The sequence below is a fragment of the Pseudomonas sp. P8_241 genome (assembly GCF_034008315.1).
Taxonomy (GTDB): domain Bacteria; phylum Pseudomonadota; class Gammaproteobacteria; order Pseudomonadales; family Pseudomonadaceae; genus Aquipseudomonas.
Map to the genome: position 1 here is coordinate 3,832,536 of NZ_CP125377.1, position 26,652 is coordinate 3,859,187.

The 26,652-nt window shown below is 59.9% G+C and carries 13 protein-coding genes and 5 pseudogenes; 11 read left to right on the forward strand and 7 right to left on the reverse strand.

The genetic code is table 11. The annotated features are described in order from the left end of the window. Positions 1-5 precede the first annotated feature (5 nt). The 8 genes and pseudogenes from QMK58_RS17170 (at position 6) to QMK58_RS17205 (ending at position 11,610) form a co-directional block, all read left to right on the forward strand. Complete coding sequence (locus QMK58_RS17170) at positions 6-950, forward strand: DUF58 domain-containing protein (protein WP_053158874.1); 945 nt, start codon at positions 6-8, stop codon at positions 948-950. Beyond that, positions 947-1,441: a DUF4381 domain-containing protein gene (locus tag QMK58_RS17175; RefSeq protein ID WP_053158871.1), complete on the forward strand. Its 495-nt coding sequence runs from the start codon at positions 947-949 to the stop codon at positions 1,439-1,441. Before QMK58_RS17170 ends, QMK58_RS17175 begins: the two co-directional genes overlap by 4 nt. Next, positions 1,434-2,516: a VWA domain-containing protein gene (locus QMK58_RS17180; RefSeq protein ID WP_320395108.1), complete on the forward strand. Its 1,083-nt coding sequence runs from the start codon at positions 1,434-1,436 to the stop codon at positions 2,514-2,516. The genes QMK58_RS17175 and QMK58_RS17180 overlap by 8 nt, the downstream gene beginning before the upstream one ends. Further along, positions 2,513-4,252 carry a vWA domain-containing protein gene (locus QMK58_RS17185; protein ID WP_053158865.1) on the forward strand — a complete coding sequence of 580 codons (1,740 nt, stop codon included), beginning with the start codon at positions 2,513-2,515 and terminating at the stop codon, positions 4,250-4,252. Before QMK58_RS17180 ends, QMK58_RS17185 begins: the two co-directional genes overlap by 4 nt. Beyond that, a complete protein-coding gene (locus tag QMK58_RS17190; protein WP_053158863.1) occupies positions 4,249-5,889 on the forward strand; it encodes a BatD family protein in 1,641 nt (546 codons plus the stop codon). Before QMK58_RS17185 ends, QMK58_RS17190 begins: the two co-directional genes overlap by 4 nt. A 242-nt stretch (positions 5,890-6,131) precedes the next feature. Then, entirely contained in the window at positions 6,132-7,376 is a 1,245-nt protein-coding gene (locus QMK58_RS17195; protein WP_053158859.1) for an exonuclease SbcCD subunit D C-terminal domain-containing protein, read from the forward strand. After that, positions 7,373-11,016 (forward strand): annotated as a pseudogene (locus tag QMK58_RS17200) (AAA family ATPase). Before QMK58_RS17195 ends, QMK58_RS17200 begins: the two are co-directional and overlap by 4 nt. Next, a pseudogene (locus QMK58_RS17205) lies at positions 11,013-11,610 on the forward strand (glutathione S-transferase). The pseudogenes QMK58_RS17200 and QMK58_RS17205 overlap by 4 nt, the downstream one beginning before the upstream one ends. 166 nt (positions 11,611-11,776) lie before the next feature. On the opposite strand, the pseudogene QMK58_RS17210 reads toward QMK58_RS17205, so the two are convergent. The 7 genes and pseudogenes from QMK58_RS17210 to QMK58_RS17245 form a co-directional block, all read right to left on the reverse strand. Then, a pseudogene (locus tag QMK58_RS17210) lies at positions 11,777-12,042 on the reverse strand (hypothetical protein). A 328-nt stretch (positions 12,043-12,370) separates the two neighbouring features. Then, entirely contained in the window at positions 12,371-12,577 is a 207-nt protein-coding gene (locus tag QMK58_RS17220; RefSeq protein ID WP_156322333.1) for a hypothetical protein, read from the reverse strand. A 403-nt stretch (positions 12,578-12,980) separates the two neighbouring features. Next, entirely contained in the window at positions 12,981-14,087 is a 1,107-nt protein-coding gene (locus QMK58_RS17225) for a lactonase family protein (protein ID WP_320395109.1), read from the reverse strand. A gap of 125 nt (positions 14,088-14,212) precedes the next feature. After that, positions 14,213-14,558: pseudogene (locus QMK58_RS17230) on the reverse strand (DUF5629 family protein). Between the two features lie 108 nt (positions 14,559-14,666). Beyond that, a pseudogene (locus QMK58_RS17235) lies at positions 14,667-16,252 on the reverse strand (aldehyde dehydrogenase (NADP(+))). Positions 16,253-16,262: 10 nt separating this feature from the next. After that, entirely contained in the window at positions 16,263-17,255 is a 993-nt protein-coding gene (gene araD1 / locus QMK58_RS17240; RefSeq protein WP_053158836.1) for an AraD1 family protein, read from the reverse strand. A gap of 159 nt (positions 17,256-17,414) precedes the next feature. Further along, positions 17,415-18,737 carry an MFS transporter gene (locus QMK58_RS17245; protein ID WP_320395110.1) on the reverse strand — a complete coding sequence of 441 codons (1,323 nt, stop codon included), beginning with the start codon at positions 18,735-18,737 and terminating at the stop codon, positions 17,415-17,417. A gap of 193 nt (positions 18,738-18,930) precedes the next feature. Between QMK58_RS17245 and QMK58_RS17250 the strand changes: the two genes are divergently transcribed. The 3 genes from QMK58_RS17250 (at position 18,931) to QMK58_RS17260 (ending at position 26,647) form a co-directional block, all read left to right on the forward strand. After that, positions 18,931-20,667 carry an IlvD/Edd family dehydratase gene (locus QMK58_RS17250; protein WP_053158830.1) on the forward strand — a complete coding sequence of 579 codons (1,737 nt, stop codon included), beginning with the start codon at positions 18,931-18,933 and terminating at the stop codon, positions 20,665-20,667. A gap of 322 nt (positions 20,668-20,989) precedes the next feature. Then, positions 20,990-21,706 carry a FadR/GntR family transcriptional regulator gene (locus QMK58_RS17255; protein ID WP_053158827.1) on the forward strand — a complete coding sequence of 239 codons (717 nt, stop codon included), beginning with the start codon at positions 20,990-20,992 and terminating at the stop codon, positions 21,704-21,706. A gap of 72 nt (positions 21,707-21,778) precedes the next feature. Then, positions 21,779-26,647, forward strand: a complete 4,869-nt coding sequence (locus tag QMK58_RS17260; RefSeq protein WP_320395111.1) for a dermonecrotic toxin domain-containing protein — start codon at positions 21,779-21,781, stop codon at positions 26,645-26,647. Positions 26,648-26,652: the final 5 nt, after the last annotated feature.

Genomic DNA, 26,652 nt, shown 5'->3' on the forward strand with positions numbered 1-26,652 from the left:
CTCCGATGAATGCCAACCTGCCGCCCGAGCCGGGCATCCGTGTCAGCCTTGCCGAGCTGATCGAGATGCGCCATCGCGTGCGTGAAGTGCAGTTGTTTTCTACCCCGAGCCAACGCAGCCCGTTGATTGGCCTGCACCACTCCAAGCTTCGCGGACGTGGTGTGGACTTTGATCAGGTGCGGGTCTATCAGGCCGGCGACGATGTACGCACCATCGACTGGCGCGTGACCGCTCGCACGCAAGAGCCGCATACCAAGCTGTTCCATGAGGAACGCGAGCGGCCGATTTTCATCATGGTCGAACAAAGCCGTCGGCTGTTTTTCGGCTCAGGGCTGATGTTCAAATCGGTACTCGCCGCTCAAGCCGCGAGCCTGATCGGCTGGGCCGCACTGGGCCATAACGACCGGGTCGGCGGCCTCGTATTCGGCGACAACGAGCATTACGAGATCAAACCCCGTCGCAGCAAGCAAAGCCTGCTGCAACTGCTCAACCGGCTGGTGCGGGTCAATCAGTCGCTGCACACCGAAAGCGAGCCGGACCGGGATGCCTTTGGCATTGCGCTGCGCCGCGCCCGGGAAGTGTCGCGTCCGGGAAGTCTGGTGATCGTGATCTGCGACGAACGCGCCCTTTCGGACAGTGCCGAACAACAACTGAGCTTGTTGTCGCGTCATTGCGACCTGCTGCTGCTGCCGTTGTCCGATCCGCTGGATCATGCCCTGCCGGCTGCCGGGCTTTTGCGCTTTGCCGAGCGCGGCGCGCAACTGGAACTCGACACCCTTAACTTTGAGCTGCGCCAGACGTATCGCGCCCAAGCCGAGAAACGCATCGCGCGCTGGGAATTGCTGGCGCAAAAACTGCGCGTGTTGATGATGCCATTGAGCACGCAAAGCGAGATGGTCGAGCAACTGCGCGAGTACCTGAACCCACAGAATTCGGGAAAAGGACGATGAACGGACTCGATCAACTGCAACCGCTGATTTCTCCGCCACCGATCGATTTCTGGCCGCCGGCACCGGGCTGGTGGTTACTGCTGCTGTTGCTGCCCTTGATGGGATTAGGTGCCTGGAAGCTGCGGCATTTGCTTGCAGTCAAGCGTCCCGTGGTGCGCGCTGAACAGCCGTTGGACCCGGTGCGCCTCGCTGCGCTGGCGGAGCTGGCGCTAATGCCCAAACCCTACGACGGTGCGCCCGCCGGCGCGTGGTTGCAGCAACTCAATGGCTTGCTCAAGCGTTTGTGCCGCAACCACTATCCCTATAGCCAGAGCCATACGCTCAACGGGCGTAAATGGCTGGCCTTCCTCGATAACCGCTGCCCGGCGGCCGGGCTGACGCGCTGGATGATTCTTGTGGAAGGCGCCTACAAACCCGAATGCAAACTCGACGACAAGGCCATCGCCGGCCTCACCCAGGCCGTCGACACATGGATTCGCAAGCATGTTTGAATTCGCCTGGCCGTGGATATTCGCCCTGTTGCCGTTGCCATGGGTGATGCGCCTGATATTGCCAGTCGCCGACAGCGGCGAACCCGCACTCAAAGTCAGCTTTATGAGCGATCTCGAAGGGCTGGCCGGGCGCCGCGCGCGGGCCAATCTGCCTTCGTGGCGACAACAAGCGCCGTTCATGCTGCTGTGGCTGTTTCTACTGGTGGCCGCGGCGCGTCCGCAATGGCTTGGCGAACCCTTGCCGATTGCCGCCAGTGGCCGTGATTTGCTGGTGGCGGTGGACGTTTCCGGCTCCATGGATTTCCCCGACATGAAATGGCAGGACGAAGACGTCAGCCGGCTTTCGCTGGTTCAGCACTTGCTCGGCGATTTCCTTGAAAATCGTGAGGGCGACCGCGTCGGACTGATCCTGTTCGGCAGTCAGGCCTACCTGCAGGCACCTCTGACGTTTGATCGGCATACTGTGCGCGTGTGGCTGGACGAAGCCCGCATCGGCATCGCCGGCAAAAACACCGCCATCGGCGATGCCATCGGTCTGGCCCTTAAGCGACTGCGCCAGCGCCCGGCGCAAAGCCGTGTGCTGATTCTCGTCACCGACGGCGCCAACAATGGCGGAGAAATCGACCCGCTCACCGCTGCGCGGCTGGCAGCCAAAGAGGGTGTGAAAATCTACCCGATCGGCATCGGCGCCGATCCGGAGCAAAGCGGTACGGTGGGTTTTCTCGGTGTCAATCCGAGCCTGGACCTCGACGAACCCTCCCTTCGGGCCATCGCCGAGGCCACCGGCGGCCGGTATTTCCGCGCCCACGACGCCAAAGAACTGCAAGCGATCAAGGACACCCTCGATCAGCTGGAACCGGTGACCCAGCAACCGACCCAGGCCCGCCCGGCTCAGGCGCTTTATCACTGGCCACTGGCACTGGCACTTTGGTTGAGCCTGTTGCTGGTAGGCCGCGCGCTCTGGCCGGACAATCCGCTGCAACGCCTGTTTACCAAGGATCTGTTCCTGCAAAAGCAATTGCTGCCTGACTGGCGCGAACGCCTCAGACGCCTGCGTCTTCGGAGGCGTCGATGAGCGTGCTATGGCCGTTCTGGTTCCGGCCTTGGTGGCTGCTGTTGGTGCCGTTGCTTGGCTGGTTACTCTGGCAATTGTGGCACCGCAAGAAGCGCGCCGGGCGCTGGCAAATGATTTTACCGCCGGCCTTTCATGCCGCATTGCTCAGTGGCGGCAGTGGACGTGACAGCAAGTTGCCATGGATCGCCCTGGGCCTGGCGTGGACGCTGACCGTGCTCGCCCTGTTGGGCCCGGGCTGGACGCGAGTCGAGCAGACCAGCCAGAAGCCCGCCGATCCGCTGGTGGTGATTCTTGAGCTAACCCCGCAAATGCTCGCCACCGACATGACGCCCAATCGGCTGGAACAAGCGCGCCGCAAGGTGTTCGACCTGTTACAGGCCCGCAGCGACGCCCAGACCGCGATCGTCGTCTACGCCGGCAGTGCACACACGTTGGTGCCGCTGTCGGATGATCTGTCCACCAGCCGCAACCTGCTCGATGCGCTCAGGCCATCGCTGATGCCCGAGGCCGGCCATCGCGCGGACCTTGCCGTAGAAAAAGCCCTGAGCCTGCTGCAACAGGCCGCGCTCGGTGACGGTCGGATCCTGCTGATCGGCTCGTCGCTGACAGAACAGGAACGCCAGGGCATTCGCCGGGCAATGCGCGGAAAATCGACGCAGTTTTTGATGCTCGGTATCGGTACTGCTGAAGGGTCGCCAATCACTCAGGAGGACGGCAGTTTCCTCAAGGACGAACAGGGTGCGATCCTGGTGTCACGCCTGGACGAGCCGAGCCTGAAGTCCTTCATCAATGACCTCGACGGACGCTATCGTCATGCGCGCCTGGGCGATATCGATTTGCGTGGCCTTGGCCTGCTCGACGGTCCGCGCAGCCTGCGAAACGATGGCCAGACCTTGCGCCTCGACACCTGGGCGGATCAGGGTTACTGGCTGCTGCTGCCGCTGTTGCTGCTGGCGGCCTGCGCCGGGCGCCGCGGTTGGCTGCTCTGCCTGCCGCTGCTGTTTGCGTTGCCGCAACCGAGCTATGCATTCGAGTTTCAAGACCTGTGGCTGCGCCCCGACCAGCAAGGACTGCATTTGCTCAAGAGTAAACGCCCAGCCGAGGCAGCACAGCATTTCGAAGACCATCAATGGCAAGGCGTGGCACTCTATGAAGCCGGTGACTACGCCGGCGCCGCCGAGCGGTTCGCCGAAAGCGACGACGCCCATGCCCACTACAATCGGGGTAACGCTCTGGCAAAAAGCGGTGAGCTGGAGGCCGCGCTGGACGCGTACGAGCAAGCTCTGGAACGGCAACCGGATCTGCGCCCGGCCTTGACCAACCAGACGCTGGTCGAAAACCTGCTCAAGCAGAAAACCAACCCACCGGCGCGTGAACCGGAGAAAACCCCGAGCACCCAACCCGATATCGAGCCGCCACCCGCACCGCCCGGCGCCGCCATCGAGCCATCGAACAGCGGCGAACCGAAAGCCGAGGGTCAACCGGCCGAGCAGGGCGATGAACCACCACCCACCGCACCGCCAAACCCCGGCGCCAACGAGGTTCCGGGCAGCGAATTGGGCGATGAGCAACACACCAGGCCACCCTTGCGTCCGGCCACCGACAGCCTCGAAGGTGAACAGCGCCAGGCTCTGGAACAATGGCTACGGCAGATCCCGGATGACCCCGGTGAATTGCTCAGGCGCAAATTCTGGTACGAACAGCAACAACATCAGGATCAGGAAAATACTCGATGACCCGCTTCACCGCTTTATTGCTCGCCCTGCTGATCTGGGCGGTCCAGGCCCAGGCTGCGGAGCTGGTTTCCAGTGTGGATCGCAGCCGCCTGAGTTCTGGCGAAACGGTCGAATTGACCCTGGAATCCAGTGACGTTACGCAGTTCGGCAAACCTGACCTGGCGCCGCTGGAACCACTGTTCGAGGTGCGCGGCACTCGCCAGGTCAACCAGTTGAATACCCTCAACGGTGACAACCGGGCTACCACGCGCTGGATCATCACCCTCCTGCCCCGTCAGAACGGCAGTGTGGTCATCCCCTCTCTGCAATTAGGCGACATCCAGAGCCAGCCGATCACCCTGCAAGTGATCGAGAGCGAATCCCCGAACAACCCGAACAAGCGCGCGCCGGTGTTCATCGACGCCAGCCTCGATCAATCCAGCGTGTACGTGCAGGCTCAGGCCATTCTGACACTGCGCATATACCATTCGGTGTCGCTCTACGACGACAGCAGCCTTCCGCCGTTGCAGGTTCCCGACGCGCGCATTGAGCAGCTGGGCGAATCGCGCACCTATGAAAAAGACATCGATGGCTTGCGCCACGGCGTGATCGAAATGCGCTACGCGATCTACCCGCAGCACAGCGGCGAACTGATCATTCCGGCGCAAATCTTCAACGCCGCGTTGGTGGAGGCGCAACCCGCTGCGGATACAGCCGCCCAAGGACCGAAATCCGGCAAGCTGTTGCGCATCAGCTCCGCCGAGCTTTTGCTCACGGTCAAGGCCAAACCCGCCACCTATCCGGCCGACGCCCCATGGCTGCCCGCTCGCAGCTTGAGCCTGAACGAAAGCTGGAACCCGGAACCGGATAACGCCCAGGTCGGCGACTCCCTGACTCGCAGCCTGATCGTAAAGGCCGAAGGTTTGGCCAGCACGCAGTTGCCGCCTTTGCCCGGCACCGAAGTCGCAGGCTTGCGCCGATATCCCGATCAGCCGGTGCTCGGCAACCAGAACACCGAGCGTGGGCTGGTGGGCAGCCGTGAAGAGCGTGAAGCTTTGGTACCTACCCGTAGTGGCGCCATCGAACTGCCCAGCGTCGATGTAGTCTGGTGGAACACCTTTGAAGACCACCTGGAGCACAGCAGCCTGCCAGCCCGCACGCTGCAGGTGGCGGCCAATCCAAGCCTGGTAGTCGATACCCCGGCCAGCACCCCTCAGGTCGAAGCCCATGCCGATAGCGACACTCTCTGGCGTTGGCAACTGAGCACCCTGATCCTTGCCTGTACCACCCTGCTCGGCTTCGGTCTCTGGTGGCGCGGCCGCTGGAAACCGGCGGTCCTGCGCACGGCACAAACCGGCCCGAGCCCGCGCACAGTGCTCGACGAACTCAAGCGTGCCTGCCTGGCCAACGACTCCCACGCCACCCGCCAGGCCCTCGATGCCTGGGCCCGACAACAACCAGAAACACTGGCTGACATGGCCGCCCGCTTCGTCCCCCTGTCCGACGCCCTCGACGGCCTGAATGGCGCGCTGTACAGCGAAACCGGCCAACATTGGCAAGGTGACGAGTTGTGGCGAGCGATCAAGGCGATTCCGATGGCCGAACGGGTTCAGGATCCGGTGGGTGACAGTGGGTTGCCACCGCTCTATCCGAAATAAATACGCTCAGTGGCTAGAACACTTTTGTGGCGAGGGGGCTTGCCCCCGTTCGGCTGCGAAGCGGCCGTAAATACAGGCAACTCTCTATGTCTGAAGGAACTCAGGGGGTCGCTTCGCGACCCAACGGGGGCAATCCCCCTCGCCACAAAAGCCACCTGTCAGGTATTTGCCAGTAAACTCTCCCCCCTTTCGCCGCCTTCATTTTCCACGCGGCCATCACCTATTTTGTAGCGGAGTTCGCCTTGCGCTTGTTTCACACCTCCGACTGGCACCTCGGGCAGAACCTGCACGGCCAGGATCGCGATTTCGAACACGGCTGTTTTCTTGACTGGCTGCTGCGTCAACTGAAGCTCGATCAGCCCGATGTGCTGCTGATCGCCGGCGATATCTTCGACACGGTCAATCCGCCGGTCAAAGCCCAGGAACGCCTCTACGACTTCATTGTCAGCGCCCACGAGCAACAGCCGTTGCTGACCATCGTGATGATTGCCGGCAACCACGACTCCGGTTCGCGCATCGAACTGCCCGCGCCGTTGATGCGCCGCTTGCGGACTCACGCGTTGGGCCGAGTGTTGTGGCTCGACGATGGTCAACTGGATGCCGAACGCCTGTTGTTGCCCTTGCCAGATGCCAGCGGGGAAATTACCGGCTGGTGCCTGGCGTTGCCGTTTCTGCGGCCCGCCGAAGTCACTGGCGCGAATCTGGGCGACAATTATTTGCGCGGCATCGGCCAGGTGCATGAGTGGCTGATCGAAGCCGCCAACACCAAACGCCAAAAGGGTCAGGCGCTGATCGCCATCAGCCATGCGCACATGGCCGGCGGCTCGGTGTCGGAAGACTCCGAGCGCAGCCTGATCATCGGCAACGCCGAGGCCCTGCCCGCCAGCCTGTTCGGGCCGAGTATCAGCTACGTTGCCCTCGGTCACTTGCACAAGCCACAGAAGGTCAACGGCGAAGAACGCATTCGCTACTGCGGTTCGCCCATTCCGTTGTCGTTCTCCGAGATCGCTTATCAGCATCAGATTCTTCACGTCACACTCGACGGCGACACCCTGGTCAGCGTCGAGCCGAAACTGATTCCCCGCGCGGTCAACCTGCAACGCATCGGCCCGGCGCCATTGAGCGAGATCCTGCTGCAACTGGCGGACCTGCCGAACATCGACCTGTTGGCCGACATCCAGCGCCAGCCATGGCTGGAGGTGCGGGTGCGCCTCGACGAGCCGCAGCCCGACCTGCGCAATCAAGTGGAAACCGCCCTGCAAGGTAAAGCCGTACGCCTGGTGCGCATCGCCGCCGAGTACGCCGGCAACGGCGGCCGTGACGGTGCCGACGAAGGCAGCACGCTGATCGAACTGGACCAGCTCACGCCTCAGGAACTGTTCAGCCGCGCCTGGCAGGACAACTACGGCAGCGAGGTCGACGAACAGACCCTCAAGGACTTTGCCGAGCTGTTGCAAGACGTGCAGATGGAGAGCGAACAACCATGAAAATCCTCGCGATCCGCCTGAAAAACCTCGCCTCGCTGGCCGGGCCGTTTGAAATCGACTTCACCGCTGAACCCCTGGCCAGTGCCGGACTGTTCGCCATCACCGGGCCCACCGGCGCCGGCAAAAGCACCTTGCTCGATGCCCTGTGCCTGGCGCTGTTTGGCGCCGTACCACGCCTGAACAACACCGGCCGCGACGCCAAGGTGCCGGACGCCGACGGCGAAATCGCTACCGGCGACCCGCGTACCCTGCTGCGTCGCGGCACGGGTGAAGGCTATGCGGAAGTGGATTTCGTCGGTGTCGACGGTCGCCGCTACCGCGCCCGCTGGGAAGCCAATCGCGCCCGGGACAAGGCCGCCGGCAAGCTGCAGGCCAGCCGCCAGAGCTTGCGTGACATCGATCAGGATCAATTGCTCGCCAGCCAGAAAGGCGAATACAAGACTCAGCTCGAAGCCGCGCTGGGGCTGAATTTCGAACAGTTCACCCGCGCGGTGATGTTGGCACAAAGCGAGTTCAGCGCATTCCTCAAGGCCGATGACAACGACCGCAGCGAACTGCTGGAAAAACTCACCGACACGGCGCTCTACACCCGCCTCGGTCGTCGCGCCTTCGACAAGACCAAGGAGGCTCGCGAGGCGCACAAGCTGCTGCAGGATCAGGCCAGCGGTGTTACACCGCTGTCACCTGAAGCCCGCGCCGCACTGGATCAGCGTTTCAGCGAGGCGCAGCAACAACTCAAGACCCAACAGGCGCAGCTCAAACAGCTTGAACTGCAGGACACCTGGCTCAAGGACCTGCGTCGCTTGCAGGACGAACATCTGGCCGCCAGCGAACAACTGCAATCGGCGCAGACCCACTGGGAAGCCCTGGCCAGCGAGCGCTTGAGGTTCACCCGCCTCGAACAACTGGCCCCACAAAGGCACCAGTTCGCCCGTAAAGCCGAGGTCGATGCGCTGCTGACACCCTTGGCGGCGCAAATTGCCTTGCACACGCAGCAACATGGCGAACTCGGCGAGCACCAGACACAGCTTGAGCAACAGCTCGGCAGCGCCCGGATTGCCTTGAGCGAAACCCAACAACGGCAAACCGACAGCGCCCCATCGCTGCGTCAGGCCTTCGAAGCGCGAAGCACCCTCGCCCGTCTGGCCAAGGATGCCGCCCTCAGCGCCGAAGCCAGGCAACAGGCGCAACAAGCCTGCACCCAGGGCCAGGGCACGATTCAGACCTTGCTCGATCAGCAAGCCCGTGGCGCCGGGGACTTGCAGCGCATCGCCACCGGGCTCGAACAAAGTACGCATCTGGCTCCACTGAGCGATGCCTGGAATGCCTACCGTGATCGCCTGCAACAGTTGATGCTGATCGGCAACCGGTTGAATCAGGGCCAGACCGAACTGGCCAGCCTCGAACAAAACGCCGCGAGCACCGAACAAGCGCTCACTGCACAGAAGCAACAACTGGAGGTGCTGTTCAAGGAGGCCGGCGCCGAACCGGATGCCGTCGCCGAGCAGATCGGCATCCTGGGCAGCCTGTTGCAGGACAACCGCAAGCAACTGCGCGCCGTCGAAGACCTTGCGCGCCTGTGGGCCAGCCAGCAGGAGCTGGACAAGCGCAGCGCCGAGCTGCAACAACGCCAGCTCACCGCGCAACAGGAACGTGAGCGCCTGACTCAGGACGGGGTCAAGGCCAAGGCTGATCTGAGCGTTGCCGAACAGACCCTCAACGTCACTCGCGACCTGCTGGAACGTCAGCGTCTGGCGCGCAGTGCCAGTGTCGAAGAGCTGCGTGCGCAGTTGCAGGACGATCAGCCTTGCCCGGTCTGCGGCAGCAACGAACATCCGTATCATCAGCCGGAGGCGCTGCTGCAAAGTCTCGGCCGTTTTGATGAAAGCGAACAGGCCAACGCGCAGAAAGCCGTCGACCTGCTCAAGGAAAAACTCACTGACTTGCGCGCCGAAGTCGGTGGGTTGATCGCCCAGCAAAAGGAACTGCTGCAACAGCAGGAGCAACTGGCGAACCAGCAGCAAGCCCTCGCCCCGAGCCTGGAAGCGCATCCGCTGGCGACCCAACTGCTGAATCAGGATGCCGCCAAACGCGACGCCTGGCTCATCCAGCAAAACACTCAGCTCAACCAGAGCATCAGCCAGGACGAGCAACGGCAGAGTGCACTGCTCACCCTGCAACAGGATGCCGCACGCCTGACCCAGCAACTGCGCCATGCCGAAACCGCGCACCAGCAAGCGGCCCAGCACCTGAGCAATCAACAGCGCGAGCTGGGCAACGACCGCCAGCGCCTGGACGAAGAACTCAGCGCATTCGCCAACCTGCTCCCGGCAGAAACCCTGCAAGCGCTGCGCGTCGAGCCGGCCGCGACCTTCATGCAACTCGACCGGCAGATCGCCGAGCGCCTGGCGCAACTCGAGCAACAAAAGGAAGAACTGGCCGAGCAGCAACAACGTCAGCAAAACCTGGAGAAAGAACAGGACCGCCAGCACAGCCGTGTGCAGCAATTGCAGGCCGCCGAACAGCAGTTCAGCGGGCTGGCCGAGCAGCAACAGGCGAGCCAGCATACGCTCGGGCAATTACTCGGCGAACACAGCAGCGCCGAGCATTGGCAGCAGCAACTGGAACAGGCCGTGGAACAGGCGCGCAGCGCCGAAGCCAGCACCGCGCAGGCGCTGCAAAGCGTCCTTACGCAATCAGTGCAACTCGCCGCCGAGCTCAAGGCCCAGCAGGAGCGCTTGCACGCACTGGAAGGCGAAGAACGTGAACTCACCGGCAAGATCGGCGACTGGCGTGCCCGTCATCCCGAGCTGGATGACGGCGGCCTCGAAGACCTGCTGCGCGTCGACGATACCCAGGTCAGCGAACTGCGCCAGCGCTTGCAGCACAGCGAAAAAGCCATCGAACAGGCCGGCGTCCTGGTGCAGGAGCGCGACAAACGCCTGCTCGATCATCAGGCGCAACACAACGGCAACCTTGACGCCGAGCAGTTGGCCAGTGCGCTGATCGACCTGCAAAACCTCGCCGCCACCAGCGAGCAACACTGCGCCGAGCTGCGCGCCGAGCAGGCCGAAGACCAGCGCCGACAGAACGCCAATCAAGCCCTGGCGCAGCAAATTGCCGATGCCTACAGCGAGTACCAGCGCTGGGCACGTCTCAATGCATTGATCGGCTCCGCCACCGGCGACACCTTCCGCAAGATCGCCCAAGCTTACAACCTCGACTTGCTGGTGCACCACGCCAACGTTCAACTGCGGCAACTGGTGCGCCGCTATCGCCTAAAGCGCGGCGGCAGCATGTTGGGCCTGCTGGTGATGGACACCGAAATGGGCGACGAACTGCGCTCGGTGCATTCGCTGTCGGGGGGCGAAACGTTCCTGGTGTCGCTGGCACTGGCGCTCGGGCTCGCGTCGATGGCGTCGAGCACCTTGAAGATCGAATCGTTGTTCATCGACGAAGGTTTCGGCAGCCTCGATCCGGAATCCCTGCAGCTAATATATGGACGCCCTCGACGGCTTGCAGGCCCAAGGCCGCTGGGTCACGGTGATTTCCCACGGTACAGGAAATGCATGAACGGATTCCGGTGCAGATTCAGGTCCAACGCCGGGCAGCGGCCGCAGGCACCACGGAGGTGAAATGAACACGCTGTATTCCTTTCGCCGCTGCCCCTATGCCATGCGGGCACGCATGGCCCTGCGCTACTCGGGAGTGGCCGTGGACATTGTCGAAGTCAGCCTGAAGGCCAAGCCCGCCGAAATGCTCGCGCTGTCGGGCAAAGGCACGGTGCCGGTGCTCAGCGCCGATGGCCGGGTGATCGACGAAAGCCTCGACATCATGCGCTGGGCCCTGGCACAGAACGATCCGCAGGACTGGTTGCTCAAGGATGATCTCCAACGCAGCGGTGCAAATAGCTACGATGATCGAACAGAACGATCAGGTGTTCAAGGTGCACTTGAATCGCTACAAGTACGCCGAGCGTTATCCCGAGCAGCCGATGGAGGTTTATCGCGGCGAGGGCGAGGTGTTTTTGCAAAGACTGGATGAATTGCTGGAGGGACGCGGCTACTTGCTGGCCAGCCATCCAAGCCTGGCCGATGTGGCGTTGATGCCGTTCGTGCGCCAGTTCGCCCACGTCGACCGTGACTGGTTCGCGCAGACGCCGTATCGGCGCTTGCAGGACTGGTTGCAGCGGTTTCTGGAGTCGGACTTGTTTACCGGTGTGATGCGCAAATAAGAACACCGACCCTGTGGCGAGGGAGCTTGCTCCCGCTGGGCTGCGGAGCGGCCTCAAATCCTTTGCACTCAATTTTCAGGTAAACCACATCAACCGGTTGACGACTGCTGCGCAGCCGAACGGGAGCAAGCTCCCTCGCCACAAAAGCCCCCCTTTGCAGCAAGGTTTAAGCCAACACCCCGCACATCCCGATCGCCGAGCAATCGACCTGGAATGGCCCGAACGCCACACCTTCGTTTCTGATCGGCGGATTGCCGAAACCAACATCCCCGGCGCCATGGCGTTTTCGATACTGCGTGCAATGTTGTGGTTGGCTTCGGTAACAGGCTCGCGCAACCGACCCTGCCGAAATCGGAGCGCGATGCCTAGGAAAGAGGCGCCGTTGGTCAAGAACGCCAGAAAGGCAACGAGGCAGAGTCTGCGCCCTTTCATGCTCCGACGACTACCGCGAGTTACGGCTGATTCGCCGTTGCATCTTGTGAGAGGTCGAACTTCAAACTGAATGCCGGGATGAGCCACTTCAATCGGAGCGTCGGCGGTGTCTCGAGACTGGATCGACAGGCTGACTACCAGCACCATCGCCAGGTAAAGACCGATCGCTACGTACGCGCCGTGTTTGGCAGAAGTGAGAATTGCGCTGGCCATGATGTTCTCCGCAGGCATGTTTCAATGCCCACAGAATCGATCAAAACCGTGCAGGTCACCACTCAGGGATATCCATAGTGACCATCAACTGCGTTGATCATTGAGCCAGACTGTTTCAGTCTTCGATAAAGCTCATCAAGCGTTCGCGTGCCGCTTCAGGTTCACCGGATACAGGCTCGATAGAGGAAAGAATAGGGGTGGAATAAAGAAACAGGAAAACCAATGCCAGACGCATCGCCATGTCGTCGATCCTTGCTGAAGAGGAAGTCGAAAAACCGGCGTCAAATTTAGGCGCATGGCTTTGTGATATCAAGCGATACATTGATGGCCACCTGACACTGTCGCAAATGCGTTATGCAGGAGCGACATCACTCTGATCGTTATCGACTGTTCAGCCGTCGATCAACCAGTGAGTTCGCTCCAGCATAAAGGGTGCAGGAAGGGAATTTCAGGCGTGGGGGATGCGTTCCAGCGCAGCGTAGAGATTGGCGCTCTGTTACGGGTATTTCTGGGTGTAGCTCTGGGTATGGGATTTTTTGTCGCTGGTTTCAACATTGGGGCTGGCTGGCAGTGCAACGGTGGCAGAGATGGCGGGAGGGCAGCTATAGCGGAGAAGAGGTTGAAGTTCATCGCGGTATTCCTCAGGTTCAGTTGGCTTGCTTAAGGGTAGGGCCGTGGAGCAAACTTAACCTTCGAAGGTCGACGCCTTGAAAAGGATAACAGCATTACCACATATCAGCGTAGGTTGATAAAAGGATGCAGGGGCCGCCAGCAAAGGCCTGCTGGCGATCTCGAGACAGGATGGACTGGGGATCGAGCGGCGCATCCATTAACAACGGTTGCCGCACGGTTTTACCCAGTAGCCCGGTCTTGGCATCGCGCTCAACGACGACAATCTGGTTGCTCTTTTGATTGCTGATCAGCGGGGAACTTGCCGCTCGGATGAGGCTGAAGGCTACAAAGGATGATCGCCCTCGACTGCCCTGCGTTCTAGCTCCTTGAGATGCCCCGTTGCCGGGTCGACGGCAAACACCAGCAACTGATTGGCCGTGCGCATAATTGCAAACATAGAGGAACTTGCCATCAGCCGAGGCGTGTAGCGCCGCCGCTGCCTTGTCTGAAACCGGTTGGCCGGCAGCCAGGTCGACCATCTGCGTCTGCTCAAGCTTGCCATCGCGGTAATCGAATACGGCGACCTGCGCGCTCATTTCCATGGTCAGCCAGGCGTGCTTGCCATCGGCGCTGAACAACAGATGACGCGGCCCACTGCCGGGCGGCAATTGCACGAACGCCGGGGTGCCCGGAGTCAGAGGCAGCTCAGGGTTGGCCTTGGCGTCGAAGCGGTAAACAAAGACCTTGTCGGCGCCCAGGTCATTGGAAAACACGTACTTGCCCTCCGGCGATGACACCGTGGAGTGCACATGCGCCGACATCTGCCGCTCGGCATTGACCCGACTGGACGGGTGGCTGCTCATCTGCACCACCGGTTGGAGCTTGCCGTCAGCCGTCACCGGCAACACCGCCAGCGTACCGCCCGGGTCTTCGGACACCGAGTAGTTGCTGACGAACAAATGCCTGCTATCGGCGCTGAGACTCGAATGGGTCGGCTCGTTGCCCAGGCTTTGCACTTGGTTGATCAGGCTCAGTTCATGGCTCTTGGGGTCGATGGCAAAACTGCTGACACGCCCTACCGGATCGGTTTGACCCGGACCGTTTTCGTTGACCACGAACAGGTGTCGCTGATCCTTGGACAGGGTCAACCACGACGGGTTTTCGCTGTTGATCACCTGCAGCGGCTTCGGGTTGATTTGCCCGGTGGCGCTGTCGAACACTCGGATGGTATATCCCCTGGCTCTGGCCTGCGGTGTAAGACCCCACGAGCAATTCGACATTTTCGGCCATCGCCGTTTGCACGCCCATGGCGCCAATGCTGCCGGCCATCAACAGCGGCCAGAGATTACGCATCTTCATTCACGGCTTCGCCGTCATCGTTGTCACCGCGAAATGCGGTCATGCACACCAACCGAGATTGCTCCCCGGTAATCACCTGTGATCAGCCAGCTTTGCAGGGTTGGATCGAAGGTCGCCGCCTGGATCTGCGCCGGCGTGAACTCCCAGTGTTTGGCCGCACGGCCATCCATGCATTCGATATGCAGGTTGTCGAACTCATCAAGGGAGAATTCGAAAGCGTGCAAGCCGTCGATTTCCACCATATCGCAGTGTTCGAGGACGTTGAGCAGGGTGTCGGTTGGGGAAGTCATGGCAGTCAATCTTTGAATGGGAAAGACGCAATGATAGCTCATTGGACCACCCCTTCCCTTGTAGCAACTGCCGCAGGCTGCGATCTTTTGAGGTTGTTTTTCAAGAACAAGATCGCAGCCTGCAGCAGCTCCTACGGAGGGCGCGGGTTGTTACAAAGCCTCACGCGACGGCTTGCCATCCACCAATCGTTGAATGCGCAGCGGATTGGCGTTCTTCAGCACATCCGGGAGCAAACTGTCGGGGTAGTTCTGGAAGCATACCGGGCGCAGGAAGCGATCGATGGCCAATGTTCCCACCGACGTTGCCCATTACATCCGAGGTCGCCGGATACAGGCCGCCAAGCACCATCCAGATCCCACACTTCCACGCCGGAATCGGATAGCCGTTGAGCAAGATGCGTCCGACTTTCTGTTCCAGCAGCGGCGTCGGTTCAGCGGGTTGTTCAAAGTCTGCCGGCTCGCCAAGTCCGGTAGCCATCCGGGTGCGCGACCAAGCCATTCAACGCCGCAACCAGTTGCGCTTGATCCGCTACTTCAACCACCACCGTTGTCGGGCCGAACACTTCTTCCTGCAGCACTTCATCACTGTTGATCAGCAAGCTCACATCGGCTTTGAAAAGTTGTGGCTGCGCCTGTCGTCCCTGTTGCGTATTGCCTGACAGGTGCTCGATACCCGGATGATCAAGCAGCTTTTGCAGGCCCTTGCCATAGCTGCTGAGTGTCCCGGCATTGAGCATGGTTTGCGCCGGCTGATCAGCCATCATGTCCGTTACCAATTGCAGGAAAGCACTGAACTGCGGTGAGCGAATGCCGATCACCAGACCCGGATTGGTACAGAACTGACCACATCCCTGAACCACTGAACCGGTCAGCCCTCGGGCGATGGTTTCGGTGCGCTCTTGCAATGCTTGCGGGAGCACGATCACCGGGTTGATGCTCGACATCTCGGCGAACACCGGAATCGGTTGAGGGCGCGCAGCCGCCATGTCGCACAAGGCGCGGCCACCTTTTAGCGAACCGGTAAAACCCACCGCCTGAATCGCCGGATGCTTGACCAGCGCTTCACCCACCCCGCCGCCGTAGATCATGTTGAACACACCCGCCGGCATGCCGGTTTTCTGCGCCGCACGAATGATCGCGTCCGCAACCCATTCGGCGGTTGCCATGTGCCCACTGTGGGCCTTGAACACGACCGGGCAACCGGCGGCCAGCGCCGAAGCCGTGTCGCCACCGGCCGTTGAAAACGCCAGGGGAAAATTGCTGGCGCCAAACACTGCCACCGGCCCAAGGCCGATGCGGTACTGGCGCAGGTCTGGACGCGGCATCGGTTGGCGCTCAGGCAATGCCTGGTCGATGCGCGCACCGTAGAAATCGCCACGCCGCAGCACATTGGCAAACAGGCGCATTTGGCCGCTGGTGCGCCCACGCTCACCGATGATCCGCGCCGCCGGCAACGCTGTTTCACGACAGACCAGTGTCACGAAATCATCCCCCAAGGCATCCAGTTCAGCGCCAATCGCGTCGAGAAACTGCGCACGACGCTCGGCACTCAAGCTGCGATAAGCCGGGTACGCGGCAGCGGCAGCCTTGGCGGCGGCGTCGACTTCCTCCGGTGTGGCCTGGAAGAAATCATGAGGCAATGCATCACCGGTTTCGGCATCGACGCTTTGCATCGTGAGACTGCCGGCAGCGCTGCGCTGTCCGCCGATGTAGTTGTGGCCAAGAATCAGGGTCATGCCAATCTCCTCAAAGTGTGCCGACGGTGCCGGGTTCAAATGCTGCTGCAACCGGTGCAATGCCATTGATCAACGGCGCGCCGAACTCCGCCTGGCTGATCTCGAACACATCACCCGGCTGCGTGCGTACGCCATCGGCGAACGACAGGGTTGCGGTGCCAAAGAAGTGAATGTGCACATCCCCCGGGCGCAGGAACTGGCTGTATTTGAAATGATGAAATTCAAGGTTGGCCAGGCTGTGGCACATGTTCGCCTCACCGCTGAGAAACTCGTTCTGCCACAGCACCTCACCGCCGCGCAGAATGCGGCTGGTGCCGGCCAGATGTTGAGGCAGTTCGCCGACCCGCAGCTCCGGACCATAGCTGCAACTGCGCAGTTTCGAGTGAGCCAGATACAGGTAGTTTTTGCGCTCCATCACGTGATCGGAAAACTCGTTGCCCACGGCAAAACCCAGACGATACGGCTTGCCGTCGTGACCGATCACGTACAGGCCGCTGATTTCCGGCTCTTCACCGGCGTCTTCGGCAAACGGTGGCAGCGGGAATGGCTGGCCTGGACGAACGACGATGCTGCCGTCGCCTTTATAGAACCATTCCGGTTGCACGCCAGGCTGATTCGCTGCCGGCTTGCCGCCCTCCACGCCCCACTTGAAGATGCGCATGGTGTCGGTCATCGCAGTTTCGTCACCGGCCTGCTGGTGCATCTTGTCCCGGGCCGAGGCACTGCCCAGGTGGGTCAAGCCGGTGCCGCTGACCAGCATGTGCGCCGGGTCCGGGTGGTCCAGTGGCGGCAGAATACGCAGTTGCGTGAGCAGCTCGGCATAGTCATGACTGACGCCCAGGCCCATGTCCCCCACTTGTTGTTCCAGACCAACGCCCGCCTCGATCGCCGCCAGCGCCAGATCGCGAACCGTACGCGCGCCCTGCACTTCACGCACCAGACCTTCCTCGACCACGCCTACACGGCGCTCGCCGTGACTCAATTCGAATTGAACCAAACGCATGAAATTTCTCCCGAGTGCAAATTTCGAAAACAATCGCAGATCCCTGTGGGAGCGGGCTTGCCCGCGATAGCAGTCTGTCTGGCACATCAATGGTGAATGTGCCTCCGTCATCGCGGGCAAGCCCGCTCCCACAGGGTCGGTGGTAATGCTTATTTCGAGTCAGGTACGAGTCGCACTCCGCGCACTGGCGGCAAACTCCTCCGCCGGTAATACGTGCTTGCGCTCCAGCAACCGGTAAACCACGCCCGTCAGCAGCAGCCCGAACACCATCACGCAGGACAGGAAATACAGCCCTGACGCCAGGTTGCCGGTGTACTCCTTGAGTGCGCCGATCACGAACGGGCCGATGTAGCCGCCGAGGTTGCCCACCGAGTTGATCAAGGCAATCCCCGCCGCCGCACTGGCACCAGCGAAGAATCGACCCGGCAAGGTCCAGAACACCGCGGTGCAGGAAAACAACGCAAACGCCACCAGGCACAGCGCCGCCAGTTGCAGCACCGGCACCGACAGCCAGGCACTGAGGAACAGGCCGATGGCGCCTGACACATAGAGCACCGCCAGATGGCCGTACCGGTCATTCAATCGGTCGGAGCTGCGCGGAATGATCAGCAGGCCGATGATCCCGAAGATGTACGGCACCGAGGAGACGAACCCGGTCACCAGATCGCTGCCACCGAACTGTTTGATCAACGTCGGCAACCACAAACCAAGGCCATAGATGCTCAAAGTCACCGGCAGATAGAACAGCGCCAGCAGCAACACGCGTTTGTCCTTCAGGGCGTGCAGCGGATTGCCGTGACGGGTCTGACCGTAGGCTTCGAGGTCCTTTTTCAGTTCACCGCACAGCCAGTCCTTCTCGGCCTGGTCCATCCACTTCACCTGTTGCGGACCGTCAGGCAGCCAGCGCAGCACAGGCCAGGTCAGCAGGATCGCTGGCGTGCCGATGACGATGAACAGCCATTGCCAGCCGTGCAGCCCGAGCACGCCGTCCATGCCCAGCAGACCGCCGGACACAGGGCCGGTGATCATCATGGCAATGGGTTGGGAAAGGATGAACAGCCCGAGGATCTTGCCGCGATGGCGCACCGGGAACCATTGGGTGATGTAGTACAAAACGCCCGGAAAGAACCCGGCTTCGGCGGCGCCGAGCAAAAAACGCATCAGATAGAAGCTGTTCGGCCCCTGTACGAACGCCATGCCGATGGTGATGGCGCCCCAGGTGACCATGATCCGCGCAAACCAGCGCCGTGCGCCGAAACGGTCGAGCATCAGATTGCTCGGAATCTCCAGCAGGAAGTAGCCAATGAAGAACAGCCCGGCACCCAAACCGTAGGCCGCATCACCAAGGCCGATGTCGGCACCCATGTGCAACTTGGCGAAGCCCACAGCAGAGCGATCCACGTAGGCGATCAGGTACAGCAGGACAAGAAAGGGAATCAGTTTGCGCGTGATGCGACGAATAAGCCGCAGTTCCTGGCTCATGAGATCGGTCTCCGATTGTTGTTTTTATAGAACCTCGGGGGACGCCTCTCACGGAAAATCGCCAGGGTCATCCCTCCACTGAAAACGACTATATAGTAATACTATTTATCCAACAACACTTCCAAATAGCCGAATTTGAGCTTATGTTATCGCTCAGATAGAACAATATAGTCATACAATAAGAGAATCGATCATGTCTGATAAGAAACCCACCCTGCGCTCCGCCCAATGGTTTGGCACCGCCGACAAGAACGGCTTCATGTACCGCAGCTGGATGAAGAATCAGGGCATCGCCGACCATCAGTTCCATGGCAAGCCGATCATCGGCATCTGCAACACCTGGTCGGAACTGACCCCGTGCAACGCGCATTTCCGCCAGATTGCCGAGCACGTCAAACGCGGCGTGATCGAGGCCGGTGGTTTCCCGGTGGAATTTCCGGTGTTCTCCAATGGCGAGTCCAACCTGCGCCCCACCGCCATGCTCACCCGCAACCTGGCGAGCATGGATGTCGAAGAAGCCATTCGCGGTAATCCGATTGATGGGGTGGTGCTGCTGACCGGTTGTGACAAAACCACTCCCGCCCTATTGATGGGCGCTGCCAGTTGCGACGTCCCGGCCATCGTCGTCACCGGCGGGCCGATGCTAAACGGCAAGCACAAAGGCAAGGACATCGGTTCCGGTACCGTGGTCTGGCAACTCAGCGAGCAGGTCAAGGCCGGCACCATCACCATCGACGATTTCCTTGCGGCCGAAGGTGGCATGTCCCGCTCGGCCGGCACCTGCAACACCATGGGCACTGCCTCAACCATGGCCTGCATGGCTGAAGCATTGGGCACTTCCCTGCCCCACAATGCGGCGATCCCGGCCGTCGATGCGCGCCGTTATGTGTTGGCGCACATGTCGGGCATGCGTGCGGTGGAGATGGTTCGCGAAGATTTGAAACTGTCGAAGATTCTGACCAGGGAAGCCTTCGAAAACGCTATTCGCGTCAACGCCGCCATCGGTGGCTCGACCAACGCGGTGATCCATTTGAAGGCCATTGCCGGACGTATTGGCGTAGAACTGAACCTGGACGACTGGACCCGCATCGGGCGCGGCATGCCGACCATCGTCGACCTGCAACCGTCCGGGCGTTTCCTGATGGAAGAGTTCTACTACGCCGGCGGATTGCCTGCGGTACTGCGTCGACTCGGTGAGGCCAATCTGATCCCGAACCCGAATGCCCTGACCGTCAACGGAAGATCGATCGGCGAAAACACCAGGGACGCGCCGATCTATGGCGAAGACGAAGTGATTCGTACCCTCGACAACCCGATCCGCGCCGACGGCGGAATTTGTGTATTGCGCGGTAACCTGGCGCCACTGGGTGCAGTGCTCAAGCCTTCCGCTGCCACACCGGAACTGATGCAGCATCGCGGGCGCGCCGTGGTGTTCGAGAATTTCGACATGTACAAGGCGCGCATCAACGATCCGGAACTGGACGTGGACGCCAACTCCATTCTGGTCATGAAAAACTGCGGGCCAAAGGGTTATCCGGGCATGGCCGAAGTCGGCAATATGGGCTTGCCTGCCAAGCTGCTGGCCCAGGGTGTGACCGACATGGTGCGTATTTCCGATGCGCGCATGAGCGGTACCGCCTATGGCACCGTGGTCTTGCATGTGGCGCCTGAAGCCGCAGCGGGTGGACCGTTGGCGACTGTGAAGGAAGGTGACTGGATCGAACTCGATTGCGCCAGCGGTCGCCTGCACCTGGACATCCCGGATGCAGAACTGGCTGCGCGCATGGCCGACCTGCAACCGCCGCAGCAATTGCTGGTGGGTGGATATCGTCAGCTGTACATCGACCATGTGTTGCAGGCGGACCAGGGTTGCGACTTCGATTTCCTGGTCGGTTGCCGCGGAGCTGAAGTGCCGCGTCATTCTCACTAACGCTGCCTGTCCCCCTGTAGGAGCGAGCCTGCTCGCGATGGCGGCGGATCAGTCGATATTGATGGCGGCTGACACGCTGCCATCGCAAGCAAGCTTGCTCCTACAGTTTTGAATTTCTGTCATGCACAAATTTTGTGTTCAGCAGAGATCCCCTGTGGGGGCCTGCTCGCGAAAGCGGTCGTACATTCAGCATTTATGTTGGCTGAAACGTCGCATTCGCGAGCAGGCTCGCTTGTACACATTTGCTTTCCATCTGCCTCAAGATTGCGCCGCGCCTGCTATCATGCGCGACACCCCATCGCCCAGGACCGCAGCGCTCCCCATGGATTATCGCAAACCCTCCGACCGCAAAAGCATGCATTCGCGCATTGTCCAGGAACTGGGCATGCAGATCGTCTCGGGACGTTTCCTGCCGGACGACAAACTCCCCGCCGAAGCGCTGTTGTGCGAAGAATATGCGGTCAGCCGGCCGGTTTTGCGCGAAGCCACCCGGGTACTGGTCGCCAAGGGCCTGGTGTACTCCCGCCCCCGAGTCGGCACGGTGGTCAAGCCGCGCAAGGACTGGCACATGCTGGACCCGGACGTTTTGCACTGGTTGATGCAAAGCAGCCCGCAGAACGAGTTTTTCGATTTGCTGACCAGTGTGCGCAGCATCATCGAGCCGGCCGCTGCGGCCCTGGCCGCGCAATTCGCGACCGATGCGGACATCGCATCCATCGGTGAAGCCTACCAACGCATGGAAGCTGCTCCAACGCCCGAAGCTCTGTTGCAACCGGACCTCGATTTCCACAGCCGCATCGCCGATGCAACCCACAACGATCTGTTGGCGAACCTGTGCAACATGCTTTCGGTGGCCATCGCCGAAGCCTTGAAGCACTCCAATCAGAGGCCGAATCTGCATGAGCTGGCGCTGCCCCGGCACAAGGCGATCCTGACCGCTATCGAGAACCGCGATGCCCTCGGCGCGCGACATGCCACGCTCGTTCAGCTCGACGACGCTCGCAACGCATTGAATGTGGTGCTCGGACACACCGAGTAAAGACTTGCCATCAGTGGCTGGCACGCCACTGATGAGAGAATGCGATTCCTGTAAGGCCGAAGGATTCGGCCCGTGGATCAGTCTCCAGGAAGGGGACTGATTATTCGAAAAGAAAAGGACGTCGCCATGCCCAACCCGAACACTCTGTCACCCTTTGCACCCAGCCAGCTTCCAGCCCGTGCGGTTCAGGAACGATTTTCACAGCGTCCAACCATAACGTCCGTGGTGGCAAATACTTTGCTCGCCAGACTGAAGGAACACTACCCCACCCTGGACTTCGACCCGATGGCGGTCAAACTTGCCAGCCCACACGCCTCAGGTGGCTGGACACTCAAGTTGCTGATTGAAGTTGCCATCGAGCATCTGCTGGCCCCCGCCCCTCTGGACTTCAGCCCCCGTGACCCACTGCCCTTCTATTTGACGCTGAACGGGTCGAAGCGCCTGAACACTCGCACTGCGCCTTACCTGGATATGCAGGTGGTAGCCCGTATCCTTGCCGACCTTCCCCTCACCTTGTACATCGACTATCAACAGGCGCTGGTGGATTACTGGAACCAGACCGATGAAAACGGCGTCAGCCACTGCCAATGGTTAAGTGAGGTTCTGAAGGGCCAGTTGAAAACGGCGGGCCTTCGTCCATCGAACCTGAACGAGGCGCAACGGCAAGCGTTGCTGCAGGTGGCCAATACGCCCGATCGTCAGGAGCGAAATGCCAGGCCTGGCCGTTCCGTTGACGCCTGGTTTCTCGAAACAACCTTCACTAAAGAGGAACAGGAAATACGCCGACAGGGACCTGAAATTCTGTTGCAACAGCAAAACAACGTGCTGCTTTGCCACGTCGATGGGAGGGTCGAGGTATTCAATTCAATGCAAGCCTTCAACGATGCCTGGGGCCGGGTATTACGGCAGCAGTATCAGGTCGATCACATTGGCTGGAAACGCTACGAGCCTGACGACAGTCTTTTCGAGGTGCAGGCCGGTCTCATCCTCAACGGACAGCTTGGTGAGCTGGAGACATTTCAAGCCAGTTCCGCCAATGGTCTACTGGATCTGGTCGAACGCACGCAAACCCTCACAGACCCGTCGATCCTGTTCATACAGACACCGCTGGCAGATGAAGCCCCACTGACTCCTGTATACATGCAACTACCGGGCTGGCTGCAACAGACCTCCCCGAGCGATCGTTTGGCCTATCGCCAGTATTTGCTGGATCTGGCTGAAGTCGCTATGCAAGGCGAAAGCGTTGCGCCGAACGAAGAGCTGGACGATATCCGCACCTTCAGCCGTAAAGCCTTGCGATCACAAATGCAGATCGATCATGGCCAGCAGGCCAACTTTGATCCTGACGATCTCGAACTGGTGTTCGCTGTCGCTGCCGGCTATCCAGGTGGCGCAGGCATTATCGAGCATGTGCGCCTGTCGCTGACTGACCTGGCATTGAAGAACCTGGCGGGCAAACCTGGTGGACGCATGACCGTGAGCCACAAACAGGGGCTGCCCTTGCCTGCATGGCTCGACGAATCTTATTTGCTGGGCAGTCAGGGATTGATTCAACGGGTTGATATCGGCAAGGTCTATCCGGAGAAAATCAAGGATCTGCTGCTCTCTGATTCCGATGATGCCCGCCGGCGGGAAAAGATGTACTCCCGTCAACTTCGGGTGCAGTTACCCATGCTGGCGCTTGAACAAAAGATCCGCAAGCAGTCCGGATTCACTGAAAAGGGACATCGATACGTCGCTGCCCTGGTGGGCGATACAACGGCAGACCGCACATTCGACGAGCAGGAGATTGTCCTTCGCCCCTTGGCCTTTCACCGTAAGCCGGGGGCCGACCCGGACACTGTCGAAGACATGTTCCTGATCGAGCCCAGGGACCTGAATACCGGCCCTTGCATTCTTTATCGCCCTCAATATGCCATCGCGCTTCTCGAGTTCCCGACCCGCGAGGTGCTGTTCGAAGCCATTGCCCAATCCGGGGAACTGCAAGACAGCATCCTTGCCTGGCTGCCGGACCGCGCCAGAAGTATTTATGCCAATAACGGCTTCAACGAACCGCATATCAACCACTTTCACCTCGGTGATGAATTCAACCTGCCGCAAAAACCTGCACCGGCGTGTCTTGCAGGAGATGAAGGGGCCGACGAATTGTTCCAGGCACTGTCGGGAGCAACGATCCTCAGTGAACTCTACGGTAGCAACGCTCGGGCCCTCGTCAATCTGGCCGATCGAGACTCGGTATCGAATGCGGAAAGTCGCTGGAAGGTTTTTTTCGAAGGTGCCGGCCTGCTTTTCAACACGCTGCTACTGCCACTGGCCCGCGGACCGCTGATGTTGGTCGGCTGGATGCTCGTCTTGATCGACAGCCTGGAAAAAGATCTCTCCGGACTGGGTAGCGATGATCCGAAAGTCAGGGAACTCGCTCTGATCGATTTATTACTCAATACCGCAATGGTGCTACTTCACCTTGCGCCGACCACAGAGCCTGCTCAGCCCCCGTTGCGGCGACCCGCGCCTGACAAAACCGAACCCTCACTGGCGTCTTGGCGCTCTGAACTTAATCCGCATAAACCCGAAACTGTTCAAATCAGACCCGAAACCATCGCCTTGACAGGAGAACCGGTAGGAAGTGACCGCACACCGCTGGACTTCATCACCTCCACCGCCAGTGCGAAGTCGACCCAGAAGCTGATGAATGAGCTGCTCAGCTTTCATGTCCCGTGGCCCGAGAATCTGCCACCTGCGCAAGCAAGCGGTCCGTTCAAAGGTCTGTATCAAATCGACGGTATCTGGCACGCAAGCACCGGCGGGCTGCTGTTCAAGGTCAGTATCGTGCCCGGCTTTGGCGAGGTGTATCTGATCGACCCGGTCCGACCTGACCATCCCGGCTTTAAACTCAGCTGCGATGGGCAAGGACACTGGCGACTGGATCGTGGACTGAAACTGAGGGGGGGAGGTCCCAAAAATAGACGTCAGGCCAAGCTGGCTGAAATTCGCCAGCAGCTGGAAGAAATCAACCTCAACAAGCCAGCACTGGAACTACAACTAGAACGTCAAATAACCCAGTCTTCCCGGACCCGGACCAGCTTGGGTGAAACAGTGAATCAACTGGAGACTGCCACTCGCAGTCTGCAGGCGGCGTGGGCAGCACTCGATCAAGCCGAAGGCCCAGCGCATGCGGCTACGAATCTGCAGTACACAAATGCTGTCCGGTTGTATGCCGATCTCAATCGAACCGGCGCTATCCAGTCGGAACTGCTGGTGCGGATAAACGAGCAACTGGAACTGACCTGTGGCGAGCTCTTGAACATGAGCCGAAGAAGCCAGGCATTGGAACCTTCCGTCGACCATGCGCAACGGCAAACCGAACTGCTCACCGGCCTCGCGACCGGCTACATTCTTGCGATGGCGTTTGGACTGGAAGCAGAAAAGCCTTCGGTGACCTCACAGGGCGAACCTGTCAAAAAACTGTTTTTGCGGCAGAAGGCCGAACTTCGAGAAGGCAATCCAACGGGTTACCGGGAAATGATCGAGTTGTTTCAGAAAAAGCTTCAGATTAAAGAACAGAATATCGACCTGGCTGGAAGACTGGATCGCATTTACAACGAACTGGACCAGTTCAGGCTTGGACGAGAAGCACGTCAGGCTCTGAAAAACACTCTGGTCCGGCCACAGCTTAACGACAGGACGAACGCACTGATCGACAGCCTGGCGGTATTGAAAACGCTGACCTTCGATCATAGCCATGCAATGAATGATTACGAACAATATCTGTTTGACCTGGAAGTCTCCGATCTTCGGGATGCCATAACGGTGTCCCACATGAACTTGCGGGTGACCGCAGGATTTACTGCAGATGAGCGAGCGCAGGCTCTCTCGACAATCATTGACCGCTACAAACGTTCACTCAGCGCCTGCCAGGACATGCTCGAAATGAAGTTGAGTCCTGAGCGAGCAGACTATCAGCAACGCTTCATTTCTCGTATCACGGAAGTCATCGGTAATGCCGAGGCAGAATTGGCAGAAATCGTCCGCTCCGAGACGGATGTTCCCGCGCAAACGACAGTGTCAAAACCACAACGTGAGCACTCCTTGACCAAGCGGGTTTTCAAAACCCGGAACAAAGGCACGCTTGTTGGCGACCTTTTACCTGCCACGGAAGGCGAGGCAGATGAACGCATTGAAGTCCGCGATCCGGTGAGTGGTCAGGTGGTTGCCAGGTTTCATAAACACCCGACAGAAAAAGTTTACGTAGAGCAGCTTACAGCCTCGACTCCAGAAGCCGTTACACCACGGCCCCCTCGATCGCTGACGACGGTAAGGAAAGAAAGCTCGGCATTAAAAGCCAGGCAGGCGCAAATCGAACTTTCCATCCAGTTCCAGCAAAAGAAAATGAATGATCCTGCCCGCCTCGAAATCATTGAGCCCAGGGACTGGGACGATATGCTGGCCCATCACGCCGAAAAACTTGAGGCGTTGAGCAAAGAGGCTGAGGCGCTCGTCGGTGACGATGCTGCGGTGCTGGCCAAGACGTTACAAGAAGAAGCCAGCGAAGTTACCAGGATCGGCCGTCAGTATTGCGCCGAGGGTTATAAAAAACAGAGACCTCAGGTACAAAAGGTTGATTTTCTCTGGCGCTATGGCTTCGTGGATATCAGCGAGGTTACCCGCCTGAAAAAGCTTGCGACCGGCGATTACCTTACCGAATACGCGATCCGGGAAAAGAACAGTCCAAACGTCCTGTGGTTTGCACACTTTCACTACCCAAGCCTTGATACGCCGCATGCGTCCTACAGTTTCGCCCACCTCAAGATTCCAGCCCAACGCTTTCAGACCTACAAGGATCTGTTGAGGCAAGCCGCCGCCGACAACACCACTGTCGTCAACCTGAGAAAATCCATCATTGAACCGCCATTGGACGAAAGGCTGTTTCTGAACCTTTGATTCAT

Bases quoted from the DNA above. Each gene is read 5' to 3' on its own strand.
- QMK58_RS17170 (WP_053158874.1), top strand. From the start codon at position 6: ATGAATGCCAACCTGCCGCCCGAGCCGGGCATCCGTGTCAGCCTTGCC.
- QMK58_RS17175 (WP_053158871.1), top strand. From the start codon at position 947: ATGAACGGACTCGATCAACTGCAACCGCTGATTTCTCCGCCACCGATC.
- QMK58_RS17180 (WP_320395108.1), top strand. From the start codon at position 1,434: ATGTTTGAATTCGCCTGGCCGTGGATATTCGCCCTGTTGCCGTTGCCA.
- QMK58_RS17185 (WP_053158865.1), top strand. From the start codon at position 2,513: ATGAGCGTGCTATGGCCGTTCTGGTTCCGGCCTTGGTGGCTGCTGTTG.
- QMK58_RS17190 (WP_053158863.1), top strand. From the start codon at position 4,249: ATGACCCGCTTCACCGCTTTATTGCTCGCCCTGCTGATCTGGGCGGTC.
- QMK58_RS17220 (WP_156322333.1), bottom strand. From the start codon at position 12,577: ATGTATCGCTTGATATCACAAAGCCATGCGCCTAAATTTGACGCCGGT.
- araD1 (WP_053158836.1), bottom strand. From the start codon at position 17,255: ATGCGTTTGGTTCAATTCGAATTGAGTCACGGCGAGCGCCGTGTAGGC.
- QMK58_RS17245 (WP_320395110.1), bottom strand. From the start codon at position 18,737: ATGAGCCAGGAACTGCGGCTTATTCGTCGCATCACGCGCAAACTGATT.
- QMK58_RS17250 (WP_053158830.1), top strand. From the start codon at position 18,931: ATGTCTGATAAGAAACCCACCCTGCGCTCCGCCCAATGGTTTGGCACC.
- QMK58_RS17255 (WP_053158827.1), top strand. From the start codon at position 20,990: ATGGATTATCGCAAACCCTCCGACCGCAAAAGCATGCATTCGCGCATT.